The following is a 14,278-nucleotide window of genomic DNA, read 5'->3' as shown; positions in this document are numbered from 1 at the left end:
GTTGTCATTTCCGGGGGAATGAGGAAGACATGTCGTACGTGGAGATACCGGGGGCGAAGGTCCCGATCCGTCTGTGGACCGACCCCGCGTCGGTCGAGGAGGGCGCCCTCCAGCAGCTCCGCAACGTCGCCACCCTGCCCTGGATCAAGGGCCTCGCGGTCATGCCGGACGTCCACTACGGCAAGGGCGCGACGGTCGGCTCGGTGATCGCGATGCGGGGTGCGGTGTGCCCGGCGGCGGTGGGGGTGGACATCGGCTGCGGAATGTCGGCGGTGAAGACGTCCCTGACGGCGAACGACCTCCCGGGAGATCTCTCCCGGCTGCGCTCGAAGATCGAGCAGGCGATTCCGGTGGGGCGGGGGATGCATGACAGCCCGGTGGAGCCGGGGCGCTTCCACGGGCTGGCCACTGGAGGATGGGAGGACTTCTGGGCCCGGTTCGACGGGGTTGCAGAAGCGGTCAGATTCCGGCGGGAGCGGGCCGCTGCGCAAATGGGAACCCTTGGCCAAGGGAATCATTTTGTGGAGGTTTGTATCGATTTGTCCGATTCGGTGTGGCTCATGCTTCACTCCGGTTCGCGGAACATCGGTAAAGAACTCGCGGAACACCACATCGGTGTGGCGCAAAAACTTCCGCACAACCAGGGCCTGGTCGACCGTGACCTCGCGGTGTTCGTGGCGGACACTCCGCAGATGGCGGCATACCGGAACGACCTCTTCTGGGCGCAGGAGTATGCCAAGCACAACCGTACGATGATGATGGCGCTCCTGAAGGACGTGGTCCGCAAGGAGTTCAAGAAGGCGAAGCCGACGTTCGAGCCGGAGATCAGCGCCCACCACAACTACGTCTCGGAGGAGCGGTACGACGGGATGGACCTGCTCGTCACCCGCAAGGGCGCGATCCGGGCGGGCTCCGGCGAGTACGGCATCATCCCGGGCTCCATGGGCACGGGTTCGTACATCGTGAAGGGTCTCGGCAACGAGAAGGCCTTCAACTCGGCCTCCCACGGCGCGGGTCGGCGCATGAGCCGCAACGCCGCCAAGCGCCGCTTCTCCACCAAGGACCTGGAGGAGCAGACGCGAGGCGTGGAGTGCCGCAAGGACTCCGGCGTGGTCGACGAGATCCCGGGTGCCTACAAGCCGATCGAGCAGGTCATCGACCAGCAGCGGGACCTCGTCGAGGTCGTGGCGAAGCTGAAGCAGGTCGTCTGCGTGAAGGGCTGAGTCAGCCCGTCAGCCGCTTCTCCAGCAGGGTCACCGCGTACGGGCTGCCCGTGCCGGCCGGCTTGGCCGGCTGTTCGCCTACGACCGCGTAGCCCGCCGACTCGTAGTACGCGCGCAGTCGGGGGTTGGAGGACAGGCAGTCAAGGCGGGCGTAGGGGCGGCCCTTTGCGGTGATGCGGGATTCGGCGTGGGTGAGGAGGTGGCGGCCCGTGCCGGGTGGGGAGGTGTGGGGGACCGTCATGAGGCGGTGGATGTAGCCGGCGTCGGAGGGGCGGGGGCCCCAGGCTGCCGGGTCGTCCCACCAGAGTTCGTAGGCGCCGGTCAGGTGGTCGTCCGCGTAGGCCAGCCAGACCTCGCCCTCCCGTATGCGGGTGCGGAAGTGGGTTTCGTCCTTCTCGCCCGGCTTCCACTGGTCGATGCCGCGGGCCAGTTGCCAGAGGGCGGCTGTGTCGCGGAGGCGGACCAGGGTGGGGGCGTCGGAGGGGGTCGCTCTGCGGTAGGTCAGGGGTGGCCAGGTGGTGGGGCGGGGTTCCAGGAGGGAAGCTCGGAGGCGGGATGACAACTCCCCAGCGTCCAAGGAGAGTTCCCCCGTCACGTAGCTCTCGATCGAGCCGTAGCGTGCCTTCATGGCGGTCAGGTACGTGCGCATCACCGTCGCCGGGGCGCGGCCGAAGCCCAGCCAGGTCGGGGCGTGGCCCTCGCGTGCCGTCCAGGCCGCGAGGATCGCCGGTGTCGCGAGTTCGGTGAGGCTGTAGTCCTCGATGATCGTCTCGTCCGGGATGCCCAGCAACGTCAGGACGAGTGCGGCCAGTTGGCCGGTGCGGTCCTTGCCGGAGGCGCAGTGGAAGACCAGGGGGTCGGCGGACTCCGCCGCGGCCACGACGAGTTCCAGCGCCCGGCGGATCTCCTTGGTGCCGTCCTCCGCCACCTCCATGTACCGCTCCGCCAGATACGGACCCGGGTCGATTTCGGGCGGCAACGCCGGCTGGTTGTACGGGCGGTGCTCGATGCTGAGGTTGTGGTAGGTGAAGGACGGGTCGTCGGGGACGCGGCCGCGCTTCTCGATCTCCCAGGGGTGGCGGAGGTCGACGACCGTGCGGACGCCCAGTGAGAGGAACCGGGACCAGTCCTCCGTGCCCCGCCCCAACTTGGCCAGCGAGTCCGCCCGGTACAGGCGCCCGGGACGGATCCGGTGCCCGTCGGGGGTCGAATAGCCGCCCAGGTCACGGAAGTTGTGCAGCGCGTCGAAGCGTAGGTGTCTGTCCACAGGCTGTGACTCTATGCCTACTTGGCGTGCAGCACGGCGTAGATCATCACGAACGCGACGACATGGATGCCGAAGAGGAAGTACGCGAGGTAGTACCAGACGTAGCGTTCGCGTTTCTTCTCCAGGGCGAGGCGCCGCTGTTCACCCTCGTCGGCGGCCATCACAGGTCCCGGTGGACCTTGGTGTTGGACGCCTGGGCGCGCGGACGCAGGACCAGGAGGTCGACGTTGACGTGGTGGGGGCGGGTGACCGCCCAACTGATGGTGTCGGCCACGTCGTCGGCGGTCAGCGGCTCGGCCACGCCCTCGTACACCTTGGACGCCGCCTCCGCGTCCCCGCCGTAGCGGGTCAGTGCGAACTCGTCGGTCTTGACCATGCCGGGCGCGATCTCGATGACCCGCACCGGCTGTCCGACGATCTCCAGGCGGAGGGTCTCGGCGAGGACGTGGGCCCCGTGCTTGGCGGCGACATAGCCCGCGCCGCCCTCGTAGGTGCCGTGGCCCGCGGTGGAGGAGATCACGACCACCGTGCCGTCGCCGCTCGCGACCAGCTTGGGCAGCAGGGCCTGGGTGACGTTCAGCGTGCCGAGGACGTTCGTCTCGTACATCGTGCGCCAGTCGGCCGGGTCGCCGGTCGCGACCGGGTCGGCGCCGAGGGCTCCACCGGCGTTGTTGACGAGGACGGCGACCGTCGTGAAGGCCGTCGCGAACTCGTCGACGGCGGCGCGGTCGGTGACGTCGAGCCGGTACGCGGTCGCCTGGTGGCCCGCCTCGTTGAGCTCCTTGGCCAGCGCCTCGATGCGGTCCTCGCGGCGGGCGGTGAGGACGACGCGGTAGCCGGCCTCGGCGAGCCTGCGGGCGGTCGCGGCGCCGATTCCGCTGCTCGCGCCGGTGACGATCGCTATGCGGGACGGGGCCATCAGGTTGCTCCTCGGCGGGGTTCGGTGTGCGGGTTCGTCCCGGACAGGATAGGCGGGAGGCACCGGGCGTCCCTTGGTATGGGGGAGCGCTCCTCGGTACGGGGCGGTCATCCGCCGTTTCTCGGGGCCCACATGATCACGGCCATGCCGGCCAGGCAGATCGCGGCCCCCGTCACGTCCCAGCGGTCCGGCCGGTACCCGTCCGCGACCACCCCCCACAGGATCGAACCCGCGACGAAGATGCCGCCGTACGCCGCCAGGATGCGGCCGAAGTGCGCGTCGGGCTGGAAGGTGGCCACGAAGCCGTACGCGCCGAGTGCGAGGACGCCGCCGGCCATCCACAGCCAGCCGCGGTGTTCGCGGACGCCCTGCCAGATCAGCCAGGCGCCGCCGATCTCGAAGAGGGCGGCGAGGACGAAGAGGGCGGCGGAGCGGGCGATGAGCATGGCAGCAGCGTGTCACGCGCGGTGTCACCTGATGGAGGGCGCCTGCGGAGCGCCCGCGCGCGGGATACATCCGTACGTCCACGGCGCCGGAGTGAGGAGTGGGGCATGCGGAGGGTTCTTGCGGGGGCGGCGGCGGTGCTGGCCGCGGTCTGGGGGGCGGTGGGTCCCGCGCGGGCCGTCGGGGGCGGTCCGGAGGCCGACCTCGCCTACCACGGTGCCGCCTCGCTGACCGACGGGCGGGTGGAGGTGCGGTTCACGCCCGGCAACTTCGGGCCGTCCGCCGTACCGGACGCGACGGTACGGCTGCGCTGGTCGCGGGCGCTGGCGGACGCGCAGTCGTGGCCGGCGGGGTGTGCGCGGTCGGAGCCGCAGGCGGTGCTGTGCCGGGTGGGGGCGCTGGCGGCGGACGGGGTGGGCGAGCGGATCGGGCTGAGGGTACGGCTGCGGGGGGCGCCGTCGGAGGTGCTGCTGGAGATCGACACGGTGTGGAGCGGCGGCACGGTGGACCGGAACCGGCGGAACGACCGGCAGCGGGTACTCGTCCTGGCCACGGGCGACGACTACTGCTTCTGAGGGCGACGACTACTACTGCTGAGTTACTACTGCTGAGTCGCGGCAGCCGTGGCTTCCGGGCCGGCGGACCTCTGCGCCGTACGATCTCTGCACGGTGCAGAAGTGAAGGAGCGGGGCATGGCGGGTGGCGCACGGGAGCGGCTGCTGGAGGAGCTGTCCACGGTCTCGCGCCGCTACATGGCCTCCTACGCCCTGTTCAACCAGGCCGTGGCCGACCGCATCGGGCTGCATCCGACGGATCTGCAGTGCCTGAACCTGCTGACGCTGGAGGGCGGGCCGGTGACCACGGGCCGGATCGCCGAGCTGACGGGACTGACGACCGGGTCGGCGACGCGGCTGGTGGACCGGCTGGAGAAGGCCGGGTACGTCGTACGGCGGCGGGACGCGGACGACCGGCGCAAGGTGCTGGTGCTGACGGTGCCGGAGAAGATCGCCGAGTTCGGCCGGATGTGGGAGCGGCTGAGCGGCGGCTGGTCCACCCTCTTCGACGACCTGGACGATGCCCAACTCGCCGTTGTCGTCTGGCACATGAGGCGGACGGTGGAGTTCAGCGGCCGGCAGATCACCCGGCTGCGCGCCGGGGACGTCTAGCGCGTCCGGGCGCGGCTGGTGCCGGAGCGCTGCCGGATCGGCGACCGAGCGGCGCCGGAGCGGTGTCGGCTCAGCCCACCCCGCCGCCCTGTGCCGCGTACGCCGTCGGCGGTACCCCCACCGTCGCGGTGAAGTCGCGTACCAGGTGGGCCTGGTCGGCGTAGCCGAGGTCGGCGGCGAGGGTGGCCCAGTCGAGCTTGTCCGAGGACTCGGCGCGCTCCAGGGCCTCGTGGATGCGGTAGCGCAGGATCACCCTCCCCCAGAGGGGGGACCCCCAGGGCCTACGCCGACGTGGGCGGCGAACAGGCGCTGCAGCAGGCGTACGGACATGCCCTCCGTGTGGGCCAGTTCGGTGACCCGACGGATGGAGCGGTCGGTGCGGGCGCGGTCGACCAGGGCCGCGGCGAGTTCGGCCTGGGGGTCGGGGCGTGGGTTCCGGGTGAGGAGGAAGGTGTCGAGGGCGGCGATGCGGGTCGGCTCGTCGTCGGGGGCGAGGACGGCGGCGGGATCGGCGTCCGGGAGGACCTCGGGGGAGCGGACCCGGTGGCCCGTCCACGCGCTCACCGGCCGGTCCGGCGCGAAGGCGCGGAAGCGGCCCGGCCGGAACTTGATGCCGCACACCCGGCCCCGCCCCTCGAGTTTCTGGGTGAAGAGGCCGTGCTGGACGCCGGCGATCTCCACGAAGGGCTCCTGGCCTTCGAACTGCTGGAAGACGATGTGCACGGCGGGATGCGGGACCACGTGTGAGACGTAGGGCTCGGGGAGGTCCCAGTCGATCAGCCAGTAGTGCTCGACGTACGCGCGCAGCGGCTCGGCGGCGTCGGGGCGGCGGAAGTCGACGCGGGCGAGGAAGTCCGCGGCGCCGACGATGCCTCGGGTGTCACGGCGTTCGGCGGCCATGGCGGGATCGTAGGACGGGGCACTGACAGTGCGCGGAATACAGGGGAGCCGGGCCTCGTTAGGGGGGTATAGTTGAACCGTCAACAACTTGGAGGTCGAGCGACCATGCAGTTCGGGATCTTCAGCGTCGGCGATGTGACGCCGGACCCCACCACGGGCCGTACGCCGACCGAGCGTGAGCGCATCAAGGCCATGGTCGCCATCGCCCTGAAGGCCGAGGAGGTCGGCCTGGACGTGTTCGCGACCGGCGAGCACCACAACCCGCCGTTCGTGCCCTCGTCCCCGACCACGATGCTCGGATACGTCGCCGCGCGCACGGAGAGGCTGATCCTCTCCACCTCGACGACCCTCATCACCACCAACGACCCGGTGAAGATCGCCGAGGACTTCGCGATGCTCCAGCACCTGGCCGACGGCCGGGTGGACCTGATGATGGGCCGCGGCAACACCGGGCCGGTCTACCCCTGGTTCGGCCAGGACATCCGCCAGGGCGTCAACCTCGCGATAGAGAACTACGCGTTGCTGCGCCGCCTGTGGCGTGAGGACGTCGTGGACTGGGAGGGGAAGTTCCGGACGCCGTTGCAGGGCTTCACCTCGACGCCGAGGCCGCTGGACGGGGTGCCCCCGTTCGTCTGGCACGGCTCGATCCGCTCGCCGGAGATCGCCGAGCAGGCCGCGTACTACGGCGACGGCTTCTTCCACAACAACATCTTCTGGCCGGCCGACCACACCAAGCGCATGGTCGAGCTGTACCGGACCCGGTACGCGCACTACGGGCACGGGACGCCGGAGCAGGCGATCGTGGGCCTCGGCGGGCAGGTGTTCATGCGCCGCAACTCGCAGGACGCGGTGCGCGAGTTCCGTCCGTACTTCGACAACGCTCCGGTGTACGGCCACGGGCCCTCGCTGGAGGACTTCACCGACCAGACCCCGCTGACCGTCGGCTCCCCGCAGGAGGTCATCGAGAAGACGCTCGCCTTCCGGGAGTACGCAGGTGACTACCAGCGCCAGCTGTTCCTGGTGGACCACGCCGGGCTGCCGCTGAAGACCGTGCTGGAGCAACTGGACATGCTGGGCGAGGAGGTCGTGCCGGTGCTGCGCAAGGAGTTCGCGGCGGGCCGTCCGGCGGACGTGCCGGAGGCGCCGACCCACGCGTCGCTGCTCGCCGACGCGCAGAAGGCCGTACAGAAGGTCGCACAGAAGGACGCACAGAAGGACGCGGAGAAGGCCGGACGCAAGGCCGCGGATGAGGAGGTCGTCGCATGAAGCTCGTCGTCGTCTCGGCGGGGCTGAGCGTTCCGTCGTCCACGCGGCTGCTGGCCGACCGGCTGGCCGCGGCGGTGGGCCGGCAGGCCCCGGTCGAGGTCGAGGTGGTCGAGCTGCGCGACCTCGCCGTGGAGATCGCGCACAACTTGACCAACGGCTTCCCGGGCCGCACCCTGGCCGCCGCGCAGGACGCCGTGACGTCGGCGGACGGACTGGTCGTCGTCACGCCGGTGTTCTCGGCCTCCTACAGCGGCCTGTTCAAGTCGTTCTTCGACGTCCTCGACAAGGACGCGCTGGAGGGCAAGCCGGTCCTGGTCGCGGCGACGGGCGGCTCGGCCCGCCACTCGCTGGTCCTGGAACACGCGCTGCGTCCGCTGTTCGCGTACTTGCGGGCGGTGGTCGTGCCCACCGGGGTGTACGCGGCCTCGGAGGACTGGGGCGCGGAGGGCCTGGAGGGCCGGATCGAGCGGGCGGCGGGGGAGCTGGCCCGGCTGATGACGGGACTGTCGGCGCTCCCGGGTCCGCGGCCGGCCAGGGACGACCTGGAGGTCGTGCCGTTCGCGCAGCAGCTGGCGGCGCTGTCCCCCACCGGTCCGTCAGGCGGGTGAGCGGTACCTCCGGCCGTCGGTGAGAAGACGGTAGGCGTACGTCTTCGGTTGCCTGTGTGACGGTGAGAGGCGGGTAAAAAGGGTGATCGTCGGTCCGCTCACCTCGGCCGAACCCCCACAGGGCTTGGCAGACTGGGTACGTGCCCCAAACTGTGCTGCTCGCCGAAGACGACCGCGCCATCCGCCACGCGCTGGAGCGCGCCCTGACCCTGGAGGGCTACCAGGTCACCGCGGTCGCCGACGGTGTCGAGGCACTGGCGCAGGCCCACAAGACCCCGCCCGACGTGCTGCTGCTCGACGTGATGATGCCCGGCATCGACGGCCTCCAGGTCTGCCGGGTACTGCGCGCCGAGGGTGACCGCACGCCCATCCTCATGCTCACCGCGCTCGTGGAGACCGCGGACCGCATCGCCGGCCTGGACGCCGGCGCCGACGACTACGTGGTCAAGCCCTTCGACGTCGAGGAGGTCTTCGCCCGGCTGCGGGCCCTGCTGCGCCGCAGCAGCCTGGAGAACGGCGCCGGGCCCGACGTACCGCCGAAGGAGGCCAGGGGGACGAAGGACGCCTTCCCGTCCTCCGGCCGGCAGATCGAGGCCGCCGGGCTGCGCATGGACGTCCAGGCCCGGCGCGCCTGGCGCGGGGAGCGCGAGCTGGAGCTGACCCGTACCGAGTTCGAGCTGCTGGAACTGCTGGTGCGCAACGCCGGCATCGTGCTCGACCACTCCACGATCTACGACCGGATCTGGGGCTACGACTTCGGCCCCGGCTCGAAGAACCTCGCCGTGTACGTCGGCTATCTGCGCCGCAAGCTCGACGTGCCCGGCGCGCCCGCGCTGATCCACACGGTCCGTGGCGTGGGTTACGTGCTCCGGGAGGACTGAGTGGGCCGGCTCAGGCGGCTGCTGGCCAGACGGCGGCCCGGGCTGGTCTCCCTGCGCACCACGTTCGCGGTGTCGTTCGCGACGGTCACCGCCTGTGTGACCGTGCTGGTCGGCGTGCTGTCGTACAGCGCGGCGGCGCGGCTGGTGCGGGTGGACCAGGAGTCGGTGTTCGACCAGGTCGTGCAGGACCTGCGGGACGAGGTGCGCCAGCACCGGATGACCCCGGACGACTTCTCCTCGTCGGCGCCGGGCCATGACATCGTGCGGCCGGCCCGGACGGACGTGCAGGTGCTGGGGCCGGACGGCAAGGTCGTCGACTCCGGGAGCCCGGGGCTGCCGGTGACGGCCGCGGACCGGGCGATCGCGGTGACGCGCGCGGCCGCGCAGATGGTCGAGCACAAGGACGTCGGCGTCGACGCGGACGTCTACCGCATCGCGACCGTGTCGCTCGGCGACGGGCGGGGTGCCGTGCAGGTGGCGCAGGAGTTCAGCGACACCGAGGACCTGCTGCGGGCGCTGCAGCAGCGCACGCTGATCCTGATGGCCGCCGTGGTCACCGCCGCCGGTCTGTTCGGCTGGTGGCTGGCCCGGCGCATCACCCGCCGGCTGATCATCCTGACCTCGGCCGCCGAGGACGTGGCCCGCACCCGCCGGCTCGGCATCGACGTGCCGGTCACCGGGTACGACGAGGTGGGCCGCCTCGGCCGCGCCTTCGACCGGATGCTCGGCCGGCTCGCCCAGTCGGAGGAGGACCAGCGGCGCCTGGTCCAGGACGCGGGCCACGAACTGCGCACCCCGCTCACCTCTCTGCGGACGAACATCTCCCTGCTGCGCCGCATCGACGAACTGCCGCCCTCGACGAGGGAGGAACTGGTCGCCGACCTCGGCCAGGAGGCACGCGAACTCACCGACCTCGTCAACGAGTTGGTCGATCTCGCCGCCGGGCAGTCCGACACGGAGCCGCCGCAGCGGGTGGACCTCGTCGACATCGCCGAGGACGTCGCGGGGGTCGCCCGGCGCCGTACGGGGCGGGAGGTCACGGTCCGCTCCAGCGGCGACACGACGACGGACGGGCGGCTCGGGATGCTGACCCGGGCGCTGTCCAACCTCGTGGAGAACGCGGCGAAGTTCGACCGCGACGGCACCGGTCCCATCGAGATCTCCGTCTCCGGGCCCGCCCGGACCGGCACGGTCCGTGTCGAGGTCCTCGACCGGGGCCCCGGCATCGCCGACTGCGACCTCGTCCGTGTCTTCGACCGCTTCTACCGCGCCGCCGACGCCCGCTCCCTCCCCGGCTCCGGCCTCGGCCTCTCCATCGTCCGCGAGGTGGCCATGGCCCACGGCGGCGCCCCCTTCGCCTTCCAGCGCGAGGGCGGCGGGGCGGTGATCGGCTTCACGGTGGGGGGAGTACCGGGGAGCACGGTCCGTGAGACGGGTTGAGGCGGGTCGCGGAGGGTTTGTGGGGCGGGGTTGAGGCGGGTCGCGGAGGGTTTGTGGGGCGGGGTTGAGGCGGGTCGCGGAGGGTCTGTGGGGCGGGGTTGAGGCGGGTCGCGGAGGGTCTGTGGGGCGGGGTTGAGGCGGGTCGCGGAGGGTCTGTGGGGCGGGGTTGAGGCGGGTCGCCGAGGGTCTGTGGGGCGGGGTTGAGGCGGGTCGCGGAGGGTCTGTGGGGAGGGCTGACGCGGGTCGCGGAGGGTCTGTGGGGCGGGGTTGAGGCGGGTCGGGGAGGGTCTGTGGGGCGGGCTGACGCGGGCCTCGGACCGGCGTACGGGCACCGCCCCGCCCGGTGTTTCGGAGCCGGGCGGGGGGGCGGTCCGGGACGTCAGGGCCTGGTCCCCGGGCGGGCTCCTGAGGCAGCTGGGGTTCTCGGAGAGCGACCGGGGGTGCGCAAGGGGGTGAAGGGTGGGCGGAGGCCGGGTCGCGGGATGCGGGAGGGGCCCGAGGGCGGTGTGGGGGGCGGTGGAAGACTGGGGTGATCGGTCGACGGGGAGGGGCTGGGCGTGGGGGCCGGCAGGGTGTGGGGCGGGGTGGGTGTGGGGGTCGCGGGACTGGTTCTCGGCGGCGCGCTGGTCGTGCATGAGGTGCGGGCGAACGGCTATGGGCTGCACGCCGCGGCCCGGGGGGACAGTGCCGCCTGTCGGCGGGTTGCGGAGGGGTATCCCTCCGGGCTCGCGGGGTTCGAGCGCGGCGATGTCGGGGTGCCCGGAGCTGCCGTGTGGGGGGACGGCGCGGTGACCGCGCGCTGCGGGCTGGAGCCGCCGGCCGCCACGACCGACGCCTGCGTGAACGTCGACGACGTCGACTGGGTCTGGCGGCCGAAGCCGCACGACGGCCACAAGGTGCTGGTCACCTACGGCCGCGACCCCGCCGTGGAGATCGAGATCTCCGACCGGGTCACCGCCGTCGACGACGTCCTCGTCGAACTCAGCGGCGCGGTACGGCCGCTCGCCCCGCACACCCGGTGCATCGGCGAGGACGACGTACCGACGACCGGCTGAGCGGGCCGGCCACAGGCGCTACGGCGTGCGCGCGCTGACCCCGAGCAGCACCAGCGCCACCACCTGCACGCCGACCACCACCGCGATCAGCGCCGGGATCGACGTGCCGTACAGCGCGCCGGTCAGCGCCCCGCCCGCCAGGCTCGCCGCGCCCACCACCCCGGCGAAGACGCCGTAGGCCGTCGCGCGCCGGCCCGGCGGCACCAGGTCGGCGACCGTCGCGCGCAGGGTGGACTCCTGGATGCCCATGGCCGCGCCCCACACCAGGGAACCCGCCACCGCGAGCCCCACGGTCCGTGTGAACGCCAGCGCCGGGACCACGGCCGCCAGCACCGGCAGGGCGACCAGCACGCGGGCCCCGTGACGGTCGTACAGCCAGCCGGTCGCCAGTGCGGCGAGCGCGTCGACGGCCATGGCGGCGGCGTACAGGACGGGCACCCAGGCGGCGGTCAGCAGATGCCGTTCGACGAGGTGGTACGAGAGCACGCCGAAGGTGGTGAAGCCGGCGGTGGTGGCGGCGGTGAACGCCGCGTACGTCCAGAAGGCGCGCGGCAGTTGGCCGCCGGGCGCGGGCGCGGTGGCGGGTGCGGAGTCGGAGGCAGCGGGGTCGTTTTCGTGGGGTTTGCGCGCGTGCGGTTCGGGTTCCTCTTCGTACGACCGTGGGTCGGGGACCCTTGCCCGCAGCCACACCAGCAGGGCCAGTACCGCGACGCCGGGGAGGGCGAGGACGCCGAGCGCGGGGGCGTAGTCACCGCCGGTGAGGGCGAGCACGCCGGCCACGACGAGGGGGCCGATCAGCGCGCCGACCTGGTCCATCGCCTCGTGCACGGCGAACCCGCGGCCACGGCCGGTCGCGGCGGTGGCATGGGACAGGAGCGTGTCCTTCGCCGGGGACCGCACGGCCTTCCCGACCCGCTCGGCGATCACCAGCACGCAGGCCGCCCACAGCGTGCCGACCACGCCCAGCAGCGGCACGGAGACCACCGTCAGCGCGTATCCGGCGATCGCCAGCCCCCAGAAGCGGCGGGTACGGTCCGCGAGCGGGCCGGAGACCAGCCGAAGCCCCAGTGCCGCCGCCTCCCCGGCCCCCGTCACCACGCCCACCACCAGCGCCGACGCGCCCAGCGACGCCAGCAGCGGGCCGGTGACCGAGCGGGCGCCCTCGTACACGAAGTCGGCGAGCAGACTGACGGTCCCGAACCACACCACGAACCGCCACGGGCGCATCAAGGTCATCCGCGGTGCCTACCCCTGCGTCGGGTACGGCACCACACTCACCCGCAGGGTGAAGGCGGGCCGGGCCGCGCCCGCCACGTCCGGGGCCTTCGCCAGCGCGGTGATCCTGGCCGTGCCGCCCCGGGTGCCGGCGCTGCGCAGCGAGGCGTGCGCGGTGCCGTCCGTGTCCCGGCGCCAGCCGGAGACGACGACGAAGGCGGGGGCGGAGGTGTTCACGGCCGTCCAGCGGCGGTCGTCGACGCGGGGCCGGAGCACCAGCGTCACGACGGTGCCGGGCCGTATGCACAGCTGCCGTTCGACCGGGTCGCCCGGCGCGACGGTGACCTCCGCGTGCCCGGCGACACAGCCCGCCGGGGAGGCGGACGCGCTCGGGGACGCGGACCGGCTTCCGGAGGGGCTGGCCGGAGGGGGTGAGGATCGGCTCACGGACGGGCTGGCGGGTGGTCGTGACGGACTGGCGGGTGGTCCCGACGAACGGCCGGGGGACGGCGAGGCCGACCCGCCACCACCTCCCGTGGACCCGCCGCACGCCGCCAGCGCGACCACCCCGGCCGCCACCCACACCCCGGCCCACCACCGCATCCCGCACCTCCCGGTCCGCCTGTACGGACACCAGGATGCCCCCGATTCATGGTGGGGATCACAGCCTGTGGATTGAGTGTTGTCCCCTGTGGATATCCGTACCTGGCAGCTGGCCGTCGAGCTCGCCCAGCCGTGCGACCTGCCAGGCTTCGACGACGGCGTCGCGCTGCTGGATCTGCTGGCCGCGCTGCCGGACGAGCGTCGGGAGGCGTTCGTCCTGACCCAGCTGGCCGGACTGCCGCACGCGGAGGCCGCCGAGGTCAGCGACTGCCCGGTCGGCACGGTCCGTTCCCGTGTGGCGCGCGCCCGGGCGACGCTGGTCGACCTGCTGGAGGAGCCTGCCGCGCCGGCGGTCGTCTGAACCCGCACCGGGTATGGACGGGGTCGGCCGGGCCGGCGGTCGCCGGGTGAGAAGACGATCGGGCCGACCCCGTCAGGATCATGCTGCTGCTTTCAGGCTGTTGTTGCAAGTAGGTTGCAATAAGGGCGGGATAAGGCACCGCCGCGGGAGGCGATCACTGGCCGTCGCGATCGTCGCGATCGTCGCGGTCGTCGCGGCCGTCGCGGTCGTCGCGGACGCGTTGGGCGACGTCGCGCAGCTTGATGTTGTGGTGCTGGGAGATGCGGCGCAGCACGGCGAAGGCGTCGTCCTCGCTCAGCTTGTGGCGTTCCATGAGGATGCCCATGGCCTCGCCGATGGCGTGCCGGGTCTTCATGGCGTCCTCGAGCTGGTCGATGGTGCGGGCGTCGGCCAGGGCCACGGCGGCGTGCGAGGCCAGCAGCCAGCCGGCGGTCTCGATGTCCTTGCCGAAGGCGCCGGGGCGGCGGGAGTACAGGTTGAGCGCGCCGAAGTCCTCGTCGTGGGTGTAGAGCAGCACACCGGTCATGCTGCCGATGCCGAGATCACGGGCCGCCGTGGCGAACCGAGGCCAGGTCGGCTGCGGTTCGGTGAGGTCCGCGATGCGGAACACCCGTTCCCCGTCCGCGCCAGTCGCGCGCCGGGCCAGGTCGAAGCAGGGCCCCTCGGCCAGCTCGCCCTGCAGCCGGTCGGACGCCTCGACCAGCTGCCCGCCGCAGGAGGACAACGTGACCGCCCGGCCCTTGCGGATCGCCAGGATCCCGGCCGCGTCGCAGCCCTCCACCAGCCGCACCGCCGAGGTCGCGATCTCGTCCAGCGTCCCCTGCAGCGACTCCTGCGCTAGCAGGTTCCGGGCGAGCTGGGCCATCGCCTCGGCGAATTCCCGCCACTCCACCGCCATCACCCACCTCGACACCCGTGCGGCCACCCTAC

General features: G+C 72.2%; 15 protein-coding genes and 2 pseudogenes. 9 read left to right on the top strand and 8 right to left on the bottom strand.

Translation table 11 applies throughout. From position 1 onward, the window contains the following. The first annotated feature begins 29 nt into the window (after positions 1-29). The gene (locus tag MKW14_RS33730; RefSeq protein WP_240869436.1) at positions 30-1,223 is read left to right on the top strand and encodes an RtcB family protein; all 1,194 of its coding nucleotides are present in this window, start codon (positions 30-32) and stop codon (positions 1,221-1,223) included. 1 nt (position 1,224) lies between these two features. Here MKW14_RS33730 and MKW14_RS33725 read toward each other — a convergent pair whose 3' ends face one another. From MKW14_RS33725 to MKW14_RS33710, 4 genes are all read right to left on the bottom strand, one after another. Then, positions 1,225-2,490, bottom strand: coding sequence for a GNAT family N-acetyltransferase (locus MKW14_RS33725; protein ID WP_240869433.1), 1,266 nt, complete (start codon positions 2,488-2,490; stop codon positions 1,225-1,227). Positions 2,491-2,507: 17 nt separating this feature from the next. After that, positions 2,508-2,651, bottom strand: a complete 144-nt coding sequence (locus MKW14_RS33720) for a hypothetical protein (RefSeq protein ID WP_240869430.1) — start codon at positions 2,649-2,651, stop codon at positions 2,508-2,510. Then, the gene (locus tag MKW14_RS33715; RefSeq protein ID WP_240869427.1) at positions 2,651-3,409 is read right to left on the bottom strand and encodes an SDR family NAD(P)-dependent oxidoreductase; all 759 of its coding nucleotides are present in this window, start codon (positions 3,407-3,409) and stop codon (positions 2,651-2,653) included. Before MKW14_RS33715 ends, MKW14_RS33720 begins: the two co-directional genes overlap by 1 nt. 107 nt (positions 3,410-3,516) lie before the next feature. Further along, positions 3,517-3,855: a YnfA family protein gene (locus tag MKW14_RS33710; protein ID WP_240869424.1), complete on the bottom strand. Its 339-nt coding sequence runs from the start codon at positions 3,853-3,855 to the stop codon at positions 3,517-3,519. Positions 3,856-3,960: 105 nt separating this feature from the next. On the opposite strand from MKW14_RS33710, the gene MKW14_RS33705 reads away from it, so the two are divergent. Together MKW14_RS33705 and MKW14_RS33700 are read left to right on the top strand one after the other, a co-directional pair. Continuing rightward, positions 3,961-4,428, top strand: a complete 468-nt coding sequence (locus MKW14_RS33705) for a hypothetical protein (protein WP_240869421.1) — start codon at positions 3,961-3,963, stop codon at positions 4,426-4,428. Between the two features lie 117 nt (positions 4,429-4,545). Beyond that, positions 4,546-5,019, top strand: coding sequence for a MarR family winged helix-turn-helix transcriptional regulator (locus tag MKW14_RS33700; RefSeq protein ID WP_240869416.1), 474 nt, complete (start codon positions 4,546-4,548; stop codon positions 5,017-5,019). 70 nt (positions 5,020-5,089) lie between these two features. Here the strand turns inward: MKW14_RS33700 and MKW14_RS33695 are convergent. Next, positions 5,090-5,919, bottom strand: a pseudogene (locus tag MKW14_RS33695) (DUF6597 domain-containing transcriptional factor). 105 nt (positions 5,920-6,024) lie between these two features. Between MKW14_RS33695 and MKW14_RS33690 the strand changes: the two are divergent. From MKW14_RS33690 to MKW14_RS33670, 5 genes are all read left to right on the top strand, one after another. Then, complete coding sequence (locus MKW14_RS33690; protein WP_240869414.1) at positions 6,025-7,185, top strand: LLM class flavin-dependent oxidoreductase; 1,161 nt, start codon at positions 6,025-6,027, stop codon at positions 7,183-7,185. Further along, entirely contained in the window at positions 7,182-7,793 is a 612-nt protein-coding gene (locus MKW14_RS33685) for an FMN reductase (protein ID WP_240869407.1), read from the top strand. The genes MKW14_RS33690 and MKW14_RS33685 overlap by 4 nt, the downstream gene beginning before the upstream one ends. A 140-nt stretch (positions 7,794-7,933) precedes the next feature. Further along, positions 7,934-8,674, top strand: a complete 741-nt coding sequence (locus MKW14_RS33680) for a response regulator transcription factor (RefSeq protein WP_240869404.1) — start codon at positions 7,934-7,936, stop codon at positions 8,672-8,674. Further along, positions 8,675-10,114 (top strand): sensor histidine kinase, encoded by a 1,440-nt coding sequence (locus tag MKW14_RS33675; RefSeq protein ID WP_240869402.1) that lies wholly within the window; start codon positions 8,675-8,677, stop codon positions 10,112-10,114. A gap of 557 nt (positions 10,115-10,671) precedes the next feature. Further along, entirely contained in the window at positions 10,672-11,169 is a 498-nt protein-coding gene (locus MKW14_RS33670) for a DUF3515 family protein (protein ID WP_240869399.1), read from the top strand. A gap of 18 nt (positions 11,170-11,187) precedes the next feature. On the opposite strand, the gene MKW14_RS33665 is transcribed toward MKW14_RS33670, so the two are convergent. Continuing rightward, on the bottom strand, positions 11,188-12,405 hold the full coding sequence (locus MKW14_RS33665) for an MFS transporter (protein ID WP_240869397.1): 1,218 nt from the start codon (positions 12,403-12,405) through the stop codon (positions 11,188-11,190). A gap of 9 nt (positions 12,406-12,414) precedes the next feature. Next, entirely contained in the window at positions 12,415-12,831 is a 417-nt protein-coding gene (locus MKW14_RS33660) for an acetyl-CoA synthetase (protein ID WP_240869394.1), read from the bottom strand. A gap of 247 nt (positions 12,832-13,078) precedes the next feature. Between MKW14_RS33660 and MKW14_RS33655 the strand changes: the two are divergent. Continuing rightward, a pseudogene (locus tag MKW14_RS33655) lies at positions 13,079-13,348 on the top strand (sigma factor-like helix-turn-helix DNA-binding protein); the annotation flags it as partial. Between the two features lie 154 nt (positions 13,349-13,502). On the opposite strand, the gene MKW14_RS33650 reads toward MKW14_RS33655, so the two are convergent. Beyond that, positions 13,503-14,246, bottom strand: a complete 744-nt coding sequence (locus tag MKW14_RS33650; RefSeq protein ID WP_240869557.1) for a GAF and ANTAR domain-containing protein — start codon at positions 14,244-14,246, stop codon at positions 13,503-13,505. Between the last annotated feature and the right edge of the window lie 32 nt (positions 14,247-14,278).

Source organism: Streptomyces gilvus, assembly GCF_022513565.1.
In the GTDB taxonomy this organism is placed as follows: domain Bacteria; phylum Actinomycetota; class Actinomycetes; order Streptomycetales; family Streptomycetaceae; genus Streptomyces; species Streptomyces gilvus.
This window is presented reverse-complemented; position numbering and strand designations above follow the sequence as displayed.